This is a genomic window from Streptomyces sp. a15, from assembly GCF_059026085.1.
Map to the genome: position 1 here is coordinate 34,302 of NZ_JBWLKM010000049.1, position 17,927 is coordinate 52,228.

Consider the following 17,927-nt stretch of genomic DNA (forward strand, 5'->3'; position numbering starts at 1 on the left):
ATGCACGTCCTCGTGGTGCACAACCGCTATTCCTCGGCGCAGCCGAGCGGGGAGAACAAGGTCGTCGACCAGGAGGTGGGGCTGCTGCGCGCGGCCGGCCACCGGGTCGAGGTGTTCGAGCGGCGCAGCGACGACATCGCCGCCCGGTCCCTCCTTGCCAAGGCCGCGGTGCCGCTCCTTGTGCCGTGGAACCCGGCGGTCCGCGCGGAGCTCGCCGCCCGGCTCCGCACCGAGCGGCCGGACGTGGTGCACGTCCACAACGTCTTCCCGCTCCTGTCGCCCGCGGTGCTGGCCGCCTGCGCCGACGCCGGCGTGCCAGCCGTCGCCACGCTGCACAACTACACCCAGGTCTGCCCGCCCGGCACGCTGCAGCGGGACAGCCGGCCGTGCACCGAGTGCGTCGGGTCGGCGCCGCTGCCCGCCGTCCGGCACGGCTGCTACCGGAGCTCCCGGCTGGCGACGGTGCCGCTCGCGGTCAGCCTGTCGGTCAACCGGCGGCGGTGGTGGTCCGGTGTGGAGCGGTTCTTCTGCATCTCCGCGGCGCAGCGCGACGTCCTGGTGCGGGCCGGCATGCCGGCCGAGCGGCTGGCGGTGAAGCACAACTTCGTGCCCGACCCGGACGCCCGCCGAGCGGGCGCCGGCGAGCATCTGCTCTATCTCGGCCGGCTCGCGGAGGCCAAGGGCGTGCGGCTGCTCATGGCCGCGTGGGACGAGATCGCAGCGAGCGGCGGTGTGGGCGTGCCGCTCGTGATCGCCGGCACGGGGCCGCTGGAGCGAGAGGTGACCACCTGGGCGGCGGGCCGCGACGACGTGCGGTACGTCGGCCTGTACGACCCGGCGGAGTCCCGGCAGGCCATCGCGCGGTCGGTCGCCGTGGTGGCTCCCTCGACATGGCTGGAGCCGTTCGGCCTGGTGGTCGTGGAGGCGATGGCGGCGGGGGTCCCGGCCGTCGCCGCCGGTCACGGCGCCTTCGTCGAACTCGTCGAGGACGGGGTGACCGGGCTGCTGCACCAGCCGGGTGAGCCCGCCTCGCTCGCGTCCTGCCTACGCCGGATCACGGCCGAGCCGGCCCGCAACCGCGAGCTGGGCCGGGCGGCCCGGCGCCGTTACGAGCAGGATTTCAGCCCGGCCGTCGGTCTTGAGCGCCTGGTGGAGGAGTACCGCACCGCGGTCGCGGGTCGGTCCGGCGGCGGGGACAGCCCGCCGCCGGTAGGGAGGGAATCAATGGGGGGCAGTAAATGACACGATGCCGACTCTGCGGCTCGGTGGCGCTGGAGAGCGTCGTCGATCTCGGGGCGACTCCGCCATGTGAGAGCTTTCTCGCCGCGGACCAACTGGACAAGGCGGAGCCGGCGTACCCGCTGCATCTGCGGGTCTGCACCGACTGCTGGCTGGCGCAGATCCCTCCGCTGATCACGCCGGAGGAGACGTTCACGCAGTACGCGTACTTCTCCTCCTACTCGACCTCCTGGGTGGAGCACGCGCGCACGTTCGTCGCCGACGCCACAGCGCGACTTGCTCTCGGCACCGACGCCTTCGTGGTCGAGGTCGCGAGCAACGACGGGTACCTGCTGAGGCACATGGTGGACCGGGGGATCCGCTGCCTCGGCATCGAGCCGTCGGTGAACGTCGGCGCAGCGGCGCGGGACGCGGGTGTGCCCACGCTCACGGAGTTCCTGGCCCCGGACATCGGCTCGGCCGTCCGCGCCGAGCACGGCCCGGCGGACCTGGTCGTGGCCAACAACGTGTACGCGCACATCCCCGACGTGGTCGGGTTCACCCAGGGGTTGCGCGCCCTGGTCGCCGACGACGGCTGGGTCTCCATCGAGGTGCAGCACCTGCTGACCCTGATCGAGGAGAACCAGTACGACACGATCTACCACGAGCACTTCCAGTACTACACGGTCGCGTCCGCGACCCGGGCCCTTGCGAGCGGCGGACTCACGCTCGTGGACGTCGAGTTGCTGCCCACGCACGGCGGCTCCGTCCGGCTGTGGGCCCGGCCGGCCGAGGTGGCCGGCGAGCCGACGCAGCGGGTGGCCGACGTGCTGGACCGGGAGAAGGCCGCCGGGCTGCAGGAGCTGTCCGGGTACACCGAGTTCTCCGCCCGGGTGGCCAAGGTGCGCCGGGACCTCCTGCGGTTCCTCATCGAGGCGGCCGAGCGCGGCGAGACGGTCGTCGGCTACGGCGCCCCGGGCAAGGGCAACACCCTGCTCAACCACTGCGGCATCCGGCCCGACCTGCTCCCGTACACGGTCGACCGCAACCCCTACAAGCACGGCAGGTTCACCCCGGGCACCCGCATCCCGATCCTGCCGCCCGAGCAGATAGCCGCCGACAGACCGGACTACGTCCTCGTACTCCCGTGGAACCTGCGGGACGAGCTGGTCGAGCAGCTGTCCTTCGTGCACGCCTGGGGCGGCCGACTGGTCTTTCCCATCCCGGAACTGAGCATTGTCGAGGTCAAGCCATGAAGGTCGTTCTGTTCTGCGGCGGTTATGGGCTGCGTATGCGCAGCGGATCCTCCGACGACATGCCCAAGCCGATGGCGATGGTCGGCCCGCGGCCGCTGATCTGGCACGTCATGCGCTACTACGCGTACTTCGGGCACACGGAGTTCATCCTGTGTCTCGGGTACGGGGCTCACCACATCAAGAGCTTCTTCCTCAATTACGAGGAGACGACGTCCAACGACTTCGTCCTGCGCAACGGGCGGACCGAGCTGCTGTCCGCCGACATCGCCGACTGGACGATCACGTTCGCGCAGACCGGCGTCGAGTCACCGATCGGGGAGCGGCTGCGCCGGGTGCGGCACCACCTGGACGGCGACGACATGTTCCTCGCCAACTACGCCGACGTGCTCACCGACGCCCCGCTGCCGGAGATGATCGACCGGTTCGCCTGCCGCGACGCCGGTGCGTCGATGATGGTGGTGCCGCCGCAGTCCTCGTTCCACTGCGTGGACCTGGGCGAGGACGGCCTGGTAGGAGGCATCACCGCGGTGAGCGAACTGCCGCTGTGGGAGAACGGCGGCTACTTCGTGCTCCGTCAGGAGGTCTTCGACCACATACCGGAGGGCGGGGACCTGGTCGCCGACGGATGCGCCCAACTGGCCAAGCGTGGCCGACTGGTGGCGCACCAGCACCGCGGATTCTGGAAGCCGACCGACACCGTGAAGGAGCGGGCCGCGCTCGACGCCGCCTACGCCCTGGGCGACCGCCCGTGGGCCGTGTGGGAACGGGACGGCGCGGGGGCGAGCGCGACCGGCAGCAGGGACGGCGTTGGGGCGAGGACCGCGTGATCCGGCTCGGAGCCGGGCGCCTGGACCGGCTCGTCGTGGTAGGCGCGCACTGCGACGACATCGCCATCGGCGCCGGCGGCACGCTGCTGACGCTGTGCCTCGCGCAGCCGGGTATCCGCGTCGACGCGCTGGTGCTCTCCGGCGGTGGCAGCGAGCGGGAGCAGGAGGAGCAGGCCGCGCTCGCCGCCTTCTGCCCGGGCGCCGACCTGCGGCTGACCGTGCACAAGCTGCCGGACGGCCGGCTGCCGGCGCACTGGGACGAGGCCAAGGCCGCGGTCGAGGAACTGCGCGGGCAGGCCGAGCCGGATCTCGTGCTGGCCCCGCGCACCGAGGACGCGCACCAGGATCACCGCGGCCTGGCGAAGCTGGTCACCACCGCATTCCGCGACCACCTCGTGCTCGGCTACGAGATCGTCAAGTGGGACGGCGATCTCGGCCGTATGGCGGCGTACCAGCCGCTGTCGCCGGAGATCGCCGAACAAAAGGTGCGACTGCTGCAGGAGCACTACCCCTCGCAGCGGCACCGGCCCTGGTTCGACCGGGAGGCATTCCTCGGTCTTGCGCGGATCCGCGGCATCGAATGCCACGCGCGCTACGCCGAGGCGTTCGCCGTCACCAAACTCACGCTCAATCTGGGGGACTGAACCTTGCGCGTACTGCTGACCGGACACCAGGGCTACCTGGGCACCGTGATGGCCCCGGTCCTCGCGGCCGCCGGGCACGAGGTCGTCGGCCTCGACGCCGGCCTCTTCGCCGACTGCGTGCTGGGCCCGCCGCCCGCGGACCCGCAGGGGCATCGGGTGGACCTGCGCGACGTCAGGGCCGAACACGCGGCCGGGGTGGACGCCGTGATCCACCTGGCCGCGCTGTCCAACGACCCGCTGGGATCGCTGGCGCCGGACCTCACCTACGACATCAACCACCACGCGTCCGTACGGCTGGCCCGGCTGGCCCGCGACGCCGGAGTGCGGCGCTTCCTGTACGCGTCGACCTGCTCGGTCTACGGCGCCGCCGGCGGTGACGACCTGGTGGGCGAGGACGCCCCGCTGCGCCCGGTGACGCCGTACGCGGAGTCCAAGGTGCGGGTGGAGGACGACCTGCACGCGCTGGCCGATGGCGACTTCACCCCGGTGTTCATGCGCAACGCCACCGCCTTCGGCTACTCGCCCCGGCTGCGCGCCGACATCGTGCTGAACAACCTGGTGGGCCACGCGCTCCTGTCCGGCGAGGTGCTGGTGCTCTCCGACGGCACCCCCTGGCGCCCGCTGGTGCACGCCGCCGACATCGCACGGGCCTTCGCGGCCGCGCTGGTCGCGCCGCGCGAAGCGGTGCACGACCGGGCGTTCAACATCGGCAGCGAGATCAACAACGTCACGGTCGCCGAGATCGCCGAGCAGGTCGCCGAGGCGGTGTCCGGCTCGAAGGTGGTGATCACCGGGGAGACCGGTGCCGATCCGCGGTCGTACCGGGTGGACTTCTCCCGGTTCCGCGCAGCGATACCCGGCTTCGACTGCGATTGGACGGTGAAGCAGGGTGCGCTCGAACTCGCCGATGCCTACCGGAAACACGGGCTGACGCGGGAGGACTTCGAGCAACGCTTCACCCGCCTTGCCGTGCTGCGCGCGGCGTCCGACGCCGGCACCGTCGACGACACCCTGCGGTGGCGCCGATGACAGCGGCCGGCGGCCAGCCGATGATCACGCCCGGCGAAGAGATGTACGCGCTGGTGGAGCGGCTGTACCCGCTGTGCCGGAGCATCACCGGCGACGGTGTGCGCGCCACCCTGGACATCGTCGGCGAGTACGTCCCGCTGCAGGTGCACGAGGTGCCGACCGGGACTCAGGTGCTCGACTGGACGGTGCCGCAGGAGTGGAACATCCGGGACGCGTACATCGCCGACACCGCAGGCAACCGGGTCGTCGACTTCGCCGCGTCCAGCCTGCACGTGCTCGGCTACAGCGTGCCGGTGTCGGCGACGATGCCGCTGGCCGAGCTGCGCGGACACCTGCACACCCTGCCGGACCACCCGAGCTGGGTGCCGTACCGCACCAGCTACTACAAGCCGGACTGGGGGTTCTGCCTGGCCCAGGACACCTTGGACGCGATGCCGGACGGCGAGTACGAGGTGCGCATCGACTCCACGCTCGCGGACGGCCACCTCACCTACGCCGAGCACGTGATCCCCGGGCAGGTCCAGGACGAGGTGATCGTCTCCTGCCACGTCTGCCACCCGTCGCTGGCCAACGACAACCTGGCCGGCATCGCGGTGGCGACGTACCTGGCCCGGGCGCTGGCGCAGCAGACGCCGTACTACACCTACCGGTTCCTGTTCGCGCCCGGCACCATCGGGGCGATCACCTGGCTGGCCCGCAACGCGGAGCGGGTGGAACGGGTGAAGCACGGCCTGGTGCTGGCCTGCGCCGGCGACCCGGGCCGGCTGACGTACAAGCAGAGCAGGCGCGGCGACGCGGAGATCGACCGGGTGATGCGGCATGTGCTGGCCGCCTCCGAACGCCCGCACCACGTCAACGAGTTCACTCCGTACGGCTACGACGAGCGGCAGTTCTGCTCGCCCGGGTTCAACCTCGGCGTGGGCTCGCTCAGCCGGACCCCGTACGCCGGCTACCCCGAGTACCACACCTCGGCGGACAACCTGGACTTCGTCTCCCCAGAGGCGATGGCGGACACGCTCGCCGTCTGCCGCGAGGCGTTCGCCGTGCTTGACCGCAACCGGCGGTACCTCAACCTCAGCCCCTACGGCGAACCACAGCTGGGCCGGCGCGGGCTGTACGACGCGCTCGGCGGCCGCAGCGACACCAAGCAGGCTCAGATGGCCATGCTCTGGGTGCTCAACCTCTCCGACGGCGAGCACAGTCTGCTGGATGTCGCCGAGCGGTCCGGGCTGCCGTTCGGCACCGTCGCCGCCGCGGCCGGCGCCCTGCACGGCGCCGGGCTGCTCAAGGCATGACGCCGATGACCACCAGGGGGGAGAATCCGCAGACAACGGCGCGACCGGCCGGATCCGCCCGGCGGGCCCTCGTCGGCCGGCTGTCCTGGGGGCTGGCCGACCAGGCGGCCTCCAGCATGACCAACTTCGCGGTGGGGATCTACGTGGCACGCTCGCTCGGGCTTGCCGCGTTCGGCGTGTTCAGCCTGGCCTGGGTGACCTACGGCGTCGTGCTCAACGTCTCCCGCGGGCTGGCGACCGATCCGCTCGTGGTGCGCTTCAGCGGTGTGTCGGACGCGTCCTGGCGCGGGGCCGTGGCCCGGTCGTCCGGTACCGCGCTCGGCGTCGGCGTCGCCCTCGGCGCGGCGTGTCTGGTGATCGGGCTGGCCCTGGGTGGTCGTGTGGGGCCCGCGTTCGCCGCCCTTGGCGTCATGCTGCCGGGGCTGCTGCTGCAGGACGCCTGGCGGTTCTCGTTCTTCGCCGCCGGCACCGGGCGGAAGGCGTTCGTCAACGACCTCGTGTGGGGCGTCGCGCTCATCCCGGCCATGGTCGTGGCGGCCCGCGTGGGCAGCGTGGCCGCTTTCGTGCTCGCCTGGGGCGCGTCCGCCACGGTGGCGGCGGCGTACGGCTACATCCAGTCCGGCATCCTGCCCTGGGTGACCGGGGCGCGCGGGTGGCTTCGCGAGCAGCGCGATCTCGGCTACCGGTACCTGGTCGAGAACGTCAGCCTCAGCGGCGCGAGCCAGCTGCGGGCGTACGGGCTCGGCGCGATCGTCGGGGTCGGCGCGGTGGGTGCGGTGCGGGGCGCCGAGCTCCTGCTCGGCCCGTTCCTCGCCGTGCTGATGGGTCTGTCGCTGGTCACCGTCCCGGAGGCGGCACGGGTGCTGCGGCGGGCCGCGCACCGCCTTGGCTCGTTCTGTCTCCTGCTGGGTGGCGGGCAGGCCGCCGCGGCGCTGCTCTGGGGCGGGGCGCTGCTGCTGATGCCGGACCGGCTCGGCGAGTTGGTGCTCGGCGACGTCTGGCACTCCGCCGCACAGCTCATCGTGCCGGTCACCCTCGGCGTCGCGGGCGCCGGCCTCGGCACCGGCGCGGCGGCCGGGCTGCGCGCGCTCGGCGCGGCCCGGCGCAGCCTGCGCTGCCAGCTGTTCGCCTCCGCCTGCTATGTCAGCGGTGGGCTCGGCGGAGCGGTCGTGGCCGGCACGGTCGGCTCGGCCTGGGGCGTCGCCGCCGCGACCGTCTGCGGCTCGGCCGTGTGGTGGCTGCAACTGCGGTCCGCCCTGCGCGAGCGCCACCAGAATCCCATCCCCGAAGTGAGGACCTCATGACCGCGCAACCCAGGCTGAGCATCGGCCTGCCCGTGTACAACGGCGAGGAGTACCTTGCCGAGGCGCTCGACGCCCTGCTCGGCCAGACCTACGAGGACTTCGAGCTGGTCATCTCCGACAACGCCTCGACCGACGGGACCGAGGACATCTGCCGCAAGTACGCCGCGCAGGACTCACGCATCCGGTACCTCCGGCTGCCCGGCAACATCGGCGCCGCACCGAACCACAACTACGTGTTCACAGAGTGCCGCGGCGAGTTGTTCAAATGGGCCTCGCACGACGACCTGTACGCCCGGGACCTGCTGCGGCGCTGCGTGGAGGCGCTGGACGAGCGGCCGGAGGTGATCCTCGCGCACAGCGGCCAGGCGGTCATCGACGGCGACGGCCAGGTGAAGGTCCCGTACGAGTACGGGCTCGCCACCGACTCGCCGCACCCGCCGGAGCGTTTTTGCAGTCTGCTGTTCGAGCCCGGTGGCGACGACTTCTACGGGGTGATGCGGGCCGACGTGCTGCGCCGGGTGAAGCCGCACGACAGTTACCACCACGCGGACCGCACGTTCGTCGCCGAGATCGCCCTGCACGGGCCCTTCCACCAGGTGCCGGAGCTGCTGTACTTCCGCCGCGACCACCCCACCCGCGCCGAGCGGGCGAACCCGGGCAAGCGCTCCCGGTGCGTCAACCTGGACCCGCGCCGGGCAGGCCCGCTGCACCCGACGCCCCGGCTGCTCGCCGAGTACGTCTGGGGCTTCTTTACGGCGATCCGGCGGGCGCCGTTGTCCCCCACCGACCGGCGCGCGTGCTACCGACACCTGGCCGCATGGATGACCAGCCGGGTCCGGCCGGGCGCCGGCGAGCGGGTCGAGGACCGCGCCCCGGTCGACCCGGCCCGGCTCACTGTCTCCGTCGACGCCCTCGTCGCCGGCCGTGAGGGAAGGCAGGCATGACGTCCGCCGACGAAACCCCGGTGCGCGTCGGGGTGTTCGGCCTGCTCGGCTCCGGCAACCTCGGCAACGACGGGTCGCTCGAGGCCGTGCTCGGGTACCTCCGCGCCGATCACCCGGAGGCGGTCGTGGACGCGCTGTGCGGCGGACCTGAGGTCGTCGCGTCCCGGTACGGGATCCCCGCGACGCGGCTGCACTGGTACCGCGGGGAGTACCGGACCGCGTCACGTGCGGGCGCGATCGCGGGCAAGGGTCTGGGCAAACTCGTCGACGCCGTCCGCACCGCCGCCTGGGTGCGCCGGCACGACGTGGTGATCGTGCCGGGCATGGGCGTCCTGGAGGCCACGCTGCCGCTGCGGCCGTGGGGCTTCCCGTACTCACTGTTCCTGCTCTGCGCGAGCGGCCGGCTGTTCGGCACCCGGGTCGCGCTGGTCAGCGTCGGCGCCGCCGCGATCGGCAACCGGCCGACCCGAGCCTTGGTGCGCTGGTCGGCGCGGCTGGCCACGTACCGGTCGTACCGGGACACCCTGTCCCGCGACGCGATGCGGGCGATGGGCGTGGACACCGCGCGCGACGAGGTCTACCCGGACCTCGCTTTCGCCCTGCCGATGCCGCGGGCGAGCGCGCCCTCGGGCTCACCGGGCCGGGTCTGCGTCGGTGTCATGGACTTCCACGGTGGCAACGACGACCGCGCCCGGGCCGAGGAGATATACCGGCGCTACCTCGACGGGACGATCCGGTTCGTCCGCGCGCTGGTCGAGGAGGGCAGGGCGGTCCGGCTGCTCACCGGCGACGAGTGCGATGCGTCGGTGGTCGCCGCGATCCTCGACGCGGTGGACTCATCGCTGGTCACCGCTGCCGAGACGTCCTCACTGGCCGACCTGATGAACGAGATGGCGGCTGCCGACACCGTGGTGGCGATCCGATACCACAACCTGATCTGCGCGCTGAAGACCGGCACGCCGGTGCTCGCACTCAGCTATGCGGCGAAGAGCGACGCGCTCATGGACAGGATGGGCCTCGGCGCGTTCTGCCACCCGGCGCGCGAGGTCGACGCCGACCGGCTGCTCGAACAGTTCCGGGAGCTGGAGAAGCGCTCGGCGGAGCTGCGACAGACCCTCACCGGGCGGAACCTGGCCGCGGCCCGGCAACTGGAGCACCAGTTCACCGCCTTGACCGAGGCCCTGTTCCCGGCGACCGACCCCACCCACACCCTGCGGAAGGCTCCATGAAAGCGACCGAAGTCCCGGAGATCGTCGGCGCGTACCTGTTCGAGCCGACGCCGTACGCCGACGAGCGCGGCTTCTTCTGCCGCACCTTCGACGCCGACGTGGTCCGCTCGGTGGGCCTCGACCCGGACGCCTTCGTCCAGGACAGCCTGTCCCGCTCGGTCCGGGGCGTGCTGCGCGGCCTGCACCTGCGCTCCGGCGCCGGCGAGGCCAAACTGGTGCGGTGCTCGTACGGGAGGATCTTCGACGTCGTCGTGGACCTGCGGACGGACTCGCCGACGTACCTGGGCCGGGCCTTCTTCGAGCTGTCTGACGAGACGCAGGTGACCCTGTACATCCCGGCGGGGTGCGCGCACGGCTTCCAGGCTCTGACCGATACCGCTGACACCTCGTACCGGATCGACCGCCCGCACGATCCGGCCGAGGACGTGACGATCGCCTTCGACGACCCGGAGCTCGCCATTCCCTGGCCGCTGCCGGTCACATCGATGTCCCAGCGGGACCGGGAGGCGCCGAACCTCGCCGAGGTCCTGAAGCACAGAGAGAAGTGAGGTCGGCGTGGACACCGAACACACCGAAGAGACCGAGGAGTTCCTCCTGCCCCGGTCGCGGCTGGCGAACGAGCGGTTGCACGCGATGATCCCCGGTGGCGCGCACACCTACGCCAAGGGCGACGACCAGTACCCCGAGAACCTGGCCCCGGTGATCAGCCACGGCCGCGGTGCCCATGTGTGGGACATCGACGGCAACCGCTACATCGAGTACGGCTCCGGCCTGCGGTCGGTCAGCCTCGGCCACGCCCACCCACGTGTGATCGAGGCGGTGCGGCGGGAACTCGACCGCGGCAGCAACTTCGTCCGGCCGTCCATCGTGGAGGTCGAGGCCGCGGAACGCTTCCTGGCCACGGTGCCTACCGCCGAGATGGTGAAGTTCGCGAAGAACGGCTCCGACGCCACCACCGCCGCGGTGCGCCTCGCCCGCGCCGCCACCGGGCGCCCGCGGGTGGCCATCTGCGGCGACCATCCGTTCTTCTCCGTCGACGACTGGTTCATCGGCACCACGCCGATGTCCGCCGGCATTCCGGCGGCGACCAACGAGCTCACGGTGACGTTCCCTTACGGGGACCTGGCCGCCACGGAGGAGCTGCTGACCCGGTACCAGGACGAGGTCGCCTGCCTGATCCTCGAACCCGCCACCCATACCGAGCCGCCGCCCGGGTACCTCGCCGGCCTGCGCGAACTGGCCGACCGGCACGGCTGCGTACTGATCTTCGATGAGATGATCACCGGTTTCCGCTGGTCCGAGGCGGGCGCCCAGGGCCTGTACGGCGTCGTGCCCGACCTCTCCACGTTCGGCAAGGCGCTCGGCAACGGGTTCGCCGTCTCCGCCCTGGCCGGGCGCCGCGATCTGATGGAGCGGGGCGGGCTGCGTCACTCCGGCGACCGGGTGTTCCTGCTGTCCACCACGCACGGTGCGGAAACGCATTCCCTGGCAGCAGCGATGGCCGTGCAGACCACCTACGTCGAGGAGGGCGTCACCGCGCGGCTGCACGCCCTCGGCGAGCGGCTGGCCGCCGGTGTCCGCGACGCGGCGGCCGCCATGGGCGTCGGCGACCACATCGTCGTCCGGGGCCGGGCCAGCAACCTGGTCTTCGCCACCCTCGACGAGAACCGGCAGCCGTCGCAGCAGTATCGCACCCTGTTCCTGCGCCGACTCCTCGTCGGCGGGGTGCTGGCCCCGTCGTTCGTGGTGAGCAGCGCGCTCAGCGACGCCGACATCGACCGCACCGTCGACGTGGTGGCTCAGGCATGTGCGGTGTACCGGAAGGCACTGGACGCCGCCGACCCCCACCCCTGGCTGGCCGGGCGACCTGTGAAGCCCGTATTCCGCCGCTTGGCATGACGTGACGTCAGCGACGCTCCCGCCGACCGGCGTCGGCCATCCGATCGACCAGCCGGTCAGCCATCCGGTCGACCAGCCACGCGGTCGCCGGTACCACCGCCAGCGCGGTGCACCAGCCGCCGAGGACGTCGGTCGGGTAGTGCGCGCCCAGGGCGACTTGCGCCCAGGCCATGGCGGCGCCGGCAACCAGCGCCGCGACGAGCACGAGCAACGTGCCGGCCGTCCTGCCGAGGCCGAGCCGCCCGGTCGCGAGCAGCGCCACCATGAGGGCGAGCGCGGTGACGAAGGCGGTGTGCCCGCTCGGATAGGACAGGTTGCCGTCGCCGTGGATGGTGCGTCCCACCAGGGACTTGAGCAGCGTCGTCGTCCCCACGGTCATGCCGGCACCGGCAACGATGAGCAGCACCGCGCGAGGACGCCGAAGCAGCAGGCAGCCCGTCACGGCGGCCACGACCAGCATCGCCGCTCCGGCGGGCTCCCCCAGAAAATCCGTGGCCAGAGCGACGTTCCGCCACGGCGGCCGCACACTGTCCGCCGTCGGCTGGACGATCCACCTGTCCACCCTGCCGGGCTCGCTGTGGCCGGCGTACAGGACCCCGAGCACGACGACCACCAGCGCGGCGAGGGCCGCGATCAGCCCGAGCCACGCGCGCAGCAATGGCGGCAGCACCGCGGGCGCCGGCCGGCCGGTCACACGCCCACCGCGTCCGGTCGGCCTGCGGTGGTTTGCCGTGATCGGTAGATGGTGTTCCGCATTGATGCACCTCCCCCTCCCGTCGGGGCCGACGCCATGTCACCCGCCGCTACCGCGATGCCGCGCCCCCGAGAACTGCCCGCTGCCGCCCGCCGACATGGCCGGGATCGTCAGATGTACGGGCTGCGCACGGCTGGACCGAGCAAGATTGCCAACACGTCAAGCGCGAACTGGGCTGGGCCGACTTCCAGGCCTACTCCGACCAAGCGATCCAACGCCACTGACGCTGGTCGACGTGGCCTTCGGCTTCTGCTGGCGCCAAGCTCGCCGAGGCAGTGAAACTCGCCTCCCCCTTGCCCGAGAAGATCCCCGGACGCAGATCGCTGCCGAGCGTCACCCCGAACTCCACGGTCACCTCGTCCGGGCGCTGGACAGGATCCGCGAACGACTGGTGGATCGCGTCCAGCACACCACCCAACGGGCGAAGTGCTTCCACGAGCGCTTCTCCCCCTCGTGTGAGTGCTTGTGCCGCACGTGCCGGAACACTGAGGGGCTGCGCCCTCCGAAGTCCGGCAGCAGCTCAAGTGGTGCCTTCGCGCCGGTCTGCTGGCAAGCGTCGGCCGAGTCGATGCGGCAGTGTCTTTGGCGACGTGAGGTGCAAGCGCACCACCGAGCCATCGTCAAAGGTGAGATCCATGTCCCCCATGAGCACCATGATGGCATGTCCCTGATCCCAACGTTGTCCTGATGCCCAACAGCGCCGACGCTCGCAGAAGGCTCGGCAACGCCGCATTCACCCTGCTACACGAGAAGATGCCGCATCGGACGGCACCCGGACAACAGCTCGGCGCCAGCTCCCCGGAGCTCAAGGACCCTTCCCGGCGCGGCTCGTGGGCATTCGCCGCCGGCTCACAGGTCCGGCTGGCCGCGGTCTCCAGGACGCTGCGACATTCGACGCTGTTCACGACTGTCAACCTACGGCCACCTGCTGCCCTACGCCGCCCGAGACGCCGTCACCGCGAACGACAAGGCCCTGGCGAGCGCCGACCGCAAGCACGGCAACCAGGCTGGCCCGGCATCAGAAACCCGCGCGGCCCGAGGCCGGTCGCCGGAGGTCATCGGCTGCCATCACATGTCACCCGAACGCATCCAGCGGGCCTGCCTATGTGACCCCTTGACCCCAGGAGTAGGCATCATCCCTTCTATCTATACATACGGCTGGAAACCGGAGTGCACAGCGTGCGGTGCCGTGCGTGCTGCTCAGGTGCACGGACACCGCCTGGTCCCCAACAGGTCCCCACGGGCATGTCCGTGACGCGCGCGTCCGAGGGCCGCAGCCCAGTCAAGAGGCCGGTTCGCCAGGACCCGTCACGGCGTGAGCCCTCCCGGCCTTGCGCCTGAGTTCGCCGCACTTGCCGTCGAGTCGCCATTTGGTGTCGGGCAACCGGCGAGCCGCCCGGTAGTAGCTGGGAGCCGGTGAGTCTGCGTATGGCGTGGCTTCATGGGTTCCCGTAGTAAGCGTCGGGGCCGTGTTTGCGGGTGTAATGGCGATTCAGCAGGTGCTGTGGCGGCGGGGCGGTGGGGGTCAGTGCGAACGTGTGGAGGGCGATGTCGGCGACGGCTTCGCAGATGATGGCGTGTTCGAGGGACTTGCGGGCGGTGGCGCCCCAGGTGAAGGGGCCGTGGCCCGCGACGAGGGCGCCGGGGACCTCGGCCGCCTTCTGGTCGTCCTCTTTCAGCAGGTCCACGATGACGCGGCCGGTGTTGTACTCGTAGTCCTTGGCGCACTGCTCGGCGGTGAGGTCGGGGGTGCAGGGGACGGGGCCGTTGAAGGTGTCGGCGTGGGTGGTGCCCAGCACCGGTATCTCGCGGCGCGCCTGGGCGAAGGCCACCGCGTGGGTGGAGTGGGTGTGGGTCACGCCGCCGATGGAGGGGAAGGCGAGGTAGAGGCAGCGGTGGGTCTCGGTGTCGGTGGAAGGGCGCAGGTCGCCCGCGACGACCTCGCCGTCGGACAGGCGGACCGTCACCAGGTGGTCGAGGGTGAGGTCCTCGTAGGCGACTCCGGAGGGCTTGATGACGAAGACCCCCGCGTCCCGGTCGACTCCGCTCACATTGCCCCACGTCAGGGTGGCGAGGCCGACCTGGGGGATGGCGAGGTTGGCGTCCAGTACCTCTTGCGGCAGACCGTCGCGGACACTCGTGGTCATCGGTGTTCTCCTTGTACCTGACCGGCGGTCACAGGGCTTGGGCGAGACGGTGATAGGCGGCGTTCCACCGGATTTCCCTGGCGAATTGTCCGGTCGTGGTGTTCTCGTCGATGGTGAGCAGTTCGACGCCGGTCATCTCCGCGAAGTCGGTGAGTGTCTCGCCGTCCACGGCGGAGCTGAGGACGGTGTGGTGCGGGGCGCCGGCGAGCAGCCAGCTCTCGGCGGACTCGGCCAGGGAGGGGCGGGGCTTCCACACGGCGTGGGCCACGGGCAGGCGGCGCAGGGGTTCGCTGGGGGCGACGACGTCGACGGTGTTGGCGGTGAGGCGGAAGCGGTCACCCAGGTCGGACAGGCCGACGACCACCGCCGGGCCGGGGGCGGCGTCGAAGACCAGACGGACCGGGTCCTCGCGGCCGCCGATGGAGAGGGAGTGGATCTCGCAGCGGGGGCGTGCGGCGGCGATGGACGGGCAGACCTCCAGCATGTGCGCGCCGAGGATGCGCGGGGTGCCCGGGCCGAGGTGGTAGGTGTAGTCCTCCATGAAGCTGGTCCCGCCGGGTCGGCCGAGGCCCATGGCCTTCATGGTGCGCAGCAGGGCGGAGGTCTTCCAGTCGCCTTCGCCGCCGAAGCCGTACCCGTCGGCCATCAGGCGTTGCACGGCCAGGCCGGGCAGCTGCCGCAGGCCGCCGAGGTCCTCGAAGTTGGTCGTGAAGGCGGTGAATCCGCCCTCGGTGAGGAAAGCGCGCAGGCCCAGCTCCAGGCGGGCGGCGTACAGCAGGGAGTCGTGGCGGATGCCACCGGGGCGCAGGGCCGGCACCACGTCGTAGGACTCGACGTACTCGGCGGCGAGTTCGGCGGCGGCCTTGTCCTCGACGGTGTCGACGACGGCGACCAGGTCGTTCACGCCGTAGGTGTTCACGGAGAAGCCGAACCGCATCTGTGCCTCGACCTTGTCGCCTTCGGTGACGGCGACGTCCCGCATGTTGTCGCCGAAGCGCGCCAGGCGCAGGGTGCGCGCCGCTTGCCGGCCGACGGCGGCCCGGGCCCAGGCGGCGACGCGCCCCACGACGCGGGGATCGGTGGCGTGACCGGCGACGACCTTACGGGTGATACCGAGCCGTTGCTCGATGTGTGCGAACTCGCGGTCGCCGTGGGCGGCCTGGTTCAGGTTCATGAAGTTCATGTCGATGCTCGGCCAGGGCAGCGACAGGTTGTACTGGGTGTGCAGGTGCAGCACGGGCCGGTCCAGGGCGCTGAGTCCGGCGATCCACATCTTCGCCGGGGAGAAGGTGTGCATCCACAGGATGACGCCCGCGCACCGGTCGGAGGTGGTGGCCTCCAGGCACAGGCGGCGGATCGAGTCGGCGTCGGTGAGGACGGGCTTCCACACGATGCGCAGGGGGACCTCGGTCGCCTCGTCGAGGCGCTCGGCGATCTGGCGGGACTGGTGGGCGACCTGCTGCAGGGTCTCGTCGCCGTACAGAGCCTGGCTTCCGGTGAGGAACCAGATCTCCTGGTGGTCGTTGGTCGAGGCTGGTGTGGTCATGACGGGGGCCTGTCTTTCATGTCTGGCGGGGGGGTCTGGGGGGCGGTGGTGCGTGGCGCTCAGGCGGACGCTTCGGCGCGGAGGCGGCGCAGCCGGTGCATGACGTCGTTGGCGCCGCGGCCGAAGTAGTCGTGCAGCAGCCGGTACTCGGCGTACAGGCGGTCGTAGTCCCCGGCCCGTTCGGGGTCGGGCCGGTAGACGCCGCGGTGGACCTTGCCCATCGCGGCGGCCGCGGCCCCGATGTCGCCGTACGCGCCGGCGGCGACCGCGGCGTGCATGGCGGCCCCGAGAGCGGGTCCCTGGGCGGAGCCGATGACGCTGAGCGGACGGCGGGTGACATCGGCGTAGATCTGCATGAGCAGGGTGTTCTTGGTCAGGCCGCCCGCGATGACGAGTTCGGTCACCGGCACGCCGGCTGTCTCGAAGGCCTCGATGATGGTGCGGGTGCCGAAGGCGGTGGCTTCCAGCAGTGCTCGGTAGACGTCTTCCGGGCGGGTGGACAGCGTCAGTCCGACCAACACGCCGCTGAGGTCGTGGTCGACCAGGACGGAACGGTTGCCGCTGTGCCAGTCCAGGGCGATCAGCCCGTGCTCCCCCACTTTCTGCTCGGCCGCGAGGGCCGTCAGGTGCTCGTGCGCGTCGCGGCCCAGCGCGGCCGCTTCCTGGGCGTACGACGCGGGGAACCCGGTGCGGACGAACCAGCCGAAGATGTCGCCGACGCCGCTCTGACCGGCCTCGTAGCCCCACAGCCCCGGCAGGATGCCGCCGTCCACGACCCCGCACATGCCCGGCACCTCGGCCTGCTGGTCGGAGCTCATGACATGGCAGGTCGAGGTGCCCATGATGGCGACCATCTGCCCCGGCTCCACGGCCGCCGCCGCGGGCGCCGTCACATGGGCGTCGACGTTGCCCACGCACACCGCGATGCCCGCCGGCAGACCTGTCCACGCCGCCGCCTCGGCCGTCAGGCGCCCGGCCTGCGCGCCCAACGCGCCGATCGAATGCTCCAGTTTCTCCGTCACGAAGTCGGCGAAGCCGGGGTTGAGTGATTCCAGGTAGGCAGGGGAGGGGTAGACGCCGTCCTGGAACTGGCCCTTGTAACCGGCAGTGCAGGCATTGCGCACGTACGTGCCGCACAGCCGCCAGACGATCCAGTCCGCCGCCTCCACCCACCGCTCCATGCGGTGGTAGATCTCAGGGTCCTCCTCCAGCACCTGCAGGGCCTTGGCGAACTCCCACTCCGAGGAGATCTTCCCGCCGTACCGCTCCAGCCACGCCTCCTTCCGCTCCGCGGCCACCGCCGTGATCCGGTCGGCCTGCGCCTGGGCCGCGTGGTGGCGCCACAGCTTGACGTAGGCGTGCGGGCGGCCGGAGAGGCCGGGAAGCTCGCACAGCGGCGTGCCGTCCGCGAGCACGGGCAGTACTGTGCACGCGGTGAAGTCCGTGCCGATGCCGATGACCTGCTCCGGCCGCACACCGGCGGTTGCGAGCGCCGCCGGCACCGCGTGGCGCAGTACGTCGACGTAGTCCGACGGCACCTGGAGGGCCCAGTCCGGGGGCAGCCGGGTACCGTCCGGCAGTTCCCGGTCCAGGACCGCGTGCCGATACCCGTGCTCGGCGGTCCCCAACTCCGCGCCGTCCCGTACGCGGACCACCACGGCCCGGCCGGACAGCGTCCCGAAGTCAACTCCTACGACGCAGGGTTCCGGGTTCCCGGCTGTCTCGTCTGCGGCGTTCACCATCAGCCTCCTCCATGCACGTATTCGATATATCGATCACTGTTCGACCTTCTGAAGGCGCCGAGGCGGCATCTATGACCGGATCGGCGGAGTCGA

16 protein-coding genes are annotated in these 17,927 nt (G+C 71.3%); 11 read left to right on the forward strand and 5 right to left on the reverse strand.

Features of this window, described 5'->3' with window-relative positions; all coding sequences use genetic code 11:
- From AC5P09_RS34785 to AC5P09_RS34835, 11 genes are read left to right on the forward strand one after another with little or no spacing between them, the layout of a single operon-like run.
- Window positions 1-1,242, forward strand: a complete 1,242-nt coding sequence (locus AC5P09_RS34785) for a glycosyltransferase (RefSeq protein ID WP_493877697.1) — start codon at window positions 1-3, stop codon at window positions 1,240-1,242.
- On the forward strand, window positions 1,239-2,474 hold the full coding sequence (locus tag AC5P09_RS34790; RefSeq protein ID WP_493877698.1) for a class I SAM-dependent methyltransferase: 1,236 nt from the start codon (window positions 1,239-1,241) through the stop codon (window positions 2,472-2,474). Before AC5P09_RS34785 ends, AC5P09_RS34790 begins: the two co-directional genes overlap by 4 nt.
- Window positions 2,471-3,301 carry a glycosyltransferase family protein gene (locus AC5P09_RS34795; protein ID WP_493877699.1) on the forward strand — a complete coding sequence of 277 codons (831 nt, stop codon included), beginning with the start codon at window positions 2,471-2,473 and terminating at the stop codon, window positions 3,299-3,301. Before AC5P09_RS34790 ends, AC5P09_RS34795 begins: the two co-directional genes overlap by 4 nt.
- Entirely contained in the window at window positions 3,298-3,945 is a 648-nt protein-coding gene (locus tag AC5P09_RS34800; RefSeq protein WP_493877700.1) for a PIG-L deacetylase family protein, read from the forward strand. Before AC5P09_RS34795 ends, AC5P09_RS34800 begins: the two co-directional genes overlap by 4 nt.
- Window positions 3,946-3,948: 3 nt before the next feature.
- Window positions 3,949-4,974 (forward strand): NAD-dependent epimerase/dehydratase family protein, encoded by a 1,026-nt coding sequence (locus tag AC5P09_RS34805; RefSeq protein WP_493877701.1) that lies wholly within the window; start codon window positions 3,949-3,951, stop codon window positions 4,972-4,974.
- Between the two features lie 20 nt (window positions 4,975-4,994).
- A complete protein-coding gene (locus tag AC5P09_RS34810; RefSeq protein WP_493877719.1) occupies window positions 4,995-6,269 on the forward strand; it encodes a DUF4910 domain-containing protein in 1,275 nt (424 codons plus the stop codon).
- Window positions 6,266-7,573: a hypothetical protein gene (locus tag AC5P09_RS34815; protein WP_493877702.1), complete on the forward strand. Its 1,308-nt coding sequence runs from the start codon at window positions 6,266-6,268 to the stop codon at window positions 7,571-7,573. The genes AC5P09_RS34810 and AC5P09_RS34815 overlap by 4 nt, the downstream gene beginning before the upstream one ends.
- Entirely contained in the window at window positions 7,570-8,517 is a 948-nt protein-coding gene (locus AC5P09_RS34820) for a glycosyltransferase family 2 protein (RefSeq protein WP_493877703.1), read from the forward strand. The genes AC5P09_RS34815 and AC5P09_RS34820 overlap by 4 nt, the downstream gene beginning before the upstream one ends.
- A complete protein-coding gene (locus tag AC5P09_RS34825; RefSeq protein ID WP_493877704.1) occupies window positions 8,514-9,746 on the forward strand; it encodes a polysaccharide pyruvyl transferase family protein in 1,233 nt (410 codons plus the stop codon). The genes AC5P09_RS34820 and AC5P09_RS34825 overlap by 4 nt, the downstream gene beginning before the upstream one ends.
- Window positions 9,743-10,294 carry a dTDP-4-dehydrorhamnose 3,5-epimerase gene (rfbC, locus tag AC5P09_RS34830; protein ID WP_493877705.1) on the forward strand — a complete coding sequence of 184 codons (552 nt, stop codon included), beginning with the start codon at window positions 9,743-9,745 and terminating at the stop codon, window positions 10,292-10,294. Before AC5P09_RS34825 ends, rfbC begins: the two co-directional genes overlap by 4 nt.
- Window positions 10,295-10,301: 7 nt before the next feature.
- Window positions 10,302-11,645, forward strand: a complete 1,344-nt coding sequence (locus AC5P09_RS34835) for a glutamate-1-semialdehyde 2,1-aminomutase (protein ID WP_493877706.1) — start codon at window positions 10,302-10,304, stop codon at window positions 11,643-11,645.
- 7 nt (window positions 11,646-11,652) lie between these two features.
- On the opposite strand, the gene AC5P09_RS34840 is transcribed toward AC5P09_RS34835, so the two are convergent.
- The 5 genes from AC5P09_RS34840 to araB form a co-directional block, all read right to left on the reverse strand.
- Window positions 11,653-12,339, reverse strand: a complete 687-nt coding sequence (locus AC5P09_RS34840; protein WP_493877707.1) for a phosphatase PAP2 family protein — start codon at window positions 12,337-12,339, stop codon at window positions 11,653-11,655.
- A 253-nt stretch (window positions 12,340-12,592) separates the two neighbouring features.
- Window positions 12,593-12,835 carry a CU044_2847 family protein gene (locus AC5P09_RS34845; RefSeq protein WP_493877708.1) on the reverse strand — a complete coding sequence of 81 codons (243 nt, stop codon included), beginning with the start codon at window positions 12,833-12,835 and terminating at the stop codon, window positions 12,593-12,595.
- Window positions 12,836-13,838: 1,003 nt separating this feature from the next.
- Window positions 13,839-14,546: an L-ribulose-5-phosphate 4-epimerase AraD gene (araD, locus tag AC5P09_RS34850; RefSeq protein WP_493877709.1), complete on the reverse strand. Its 708-nt coding sequence runs from the start codon at window positions 14,544-14,546 to the stop codon at window positions 13,839-13,841.
- 28 nt (window positions 14,547-14,574) lie between these two features.
- Window positions 14,575-16,092, reverse strand: coding sequence for an L-arabinose isomerase (araA, locus tag AC5P09_RS34855; protein ID WP_493877710.1), 1,518 nt, complete (start codon window positions 16,090-16,092; stop codon window positions 14,575-14,577).
- A gap of 59 nt (window positions 16,093-16,151) precedes the next feature.
- On the reverse strand, window positions 16,152-17,834 hold the full coding sequence (gene araB / locus AC5P09_RS34860; protein ID WP_493877711.1) for a ribulokinase: 1,683 nt from the start codon (window positions 17,832-17,834) through the stop codon (window positions 16,152-16,154).
- Window positions 17,835-17,927 lie beyond the last annotated feature (93 nt).

Coding starts and splice junctions, on each gene's coding strand:
- araB (WP_493877711.1), bottom strand. CDS start 17,834: ATGGTGAACGCCGCAGACGAGACAGCCGGGAACCCGGAACCCTGCGTC.
- araA (WP_493877710.1), bottom strand. CDS start 16,092: ATGACCACACCAGCCTCGACCAACGACCACCAGGAGATCTGGTTCCTC.
- AC5P09_RS34785 (WP_493877697.1), top strand. CDS start 1: ATGCACGTCCTCGTGGTGCACAACCGCTATTCCTCGGCGCAGCCGAGC.
- AC5P09_RS34820 (WP_493877703.1), top strand. CDS start 7,570: ATGACCGCGCAACCCAGGCTGAGCATCGGCCTGCCCGTGTACAACGGC.
- AC5P09_RS34790 (WP_493877698.1), top strand. CDS start 1,239: ATGACACGATGCCGACTCTGCGGCTCGGTGGCGCTGGAGAGCGTCGTC.
- AC5P09_RS34810 (WP_493877719.1), top strand. CDS start 4,995: ATGATCACGCCCGGCGAAGAGATGTACGCGCTGGTGGAGCGGCTGTAC.
- AC5P09_RS34825 (WP_493877704.1), top strand. CDS start 8,514: ATGACGTCCGCCGACGAAACCCCGGTGCGCGTCGGGGTGTTCGGCCTG.
- rfbC (WP_493877705.1), top strand. CDS start 9,743: ATGAAAGCGACCGAAGTCCCGGAGATCGTCGGCGCGTACCTGTTCGAG.
- AC5P09_RS34795 (WP_493877699.1), top strand. CDS start 2,471: ATGAAGGTCGTTCTGTTCTGCGGCGGTTATGGGCTGCGTATGCGCAGC.
- AC5P09_RS34815 (WP_493877702.1), top strand. CDS start 6,266: ATGACGCCGATGACCACCAGGGGGGAGAATCCGCAGACAACGGCGCGA.
- araD (WP_493877709.1), bottom strand. CDS start 14,546: ATGACCACGAGTGTCCGCGACGGTCTGCCGCAAGAGGTACTGGACGCC.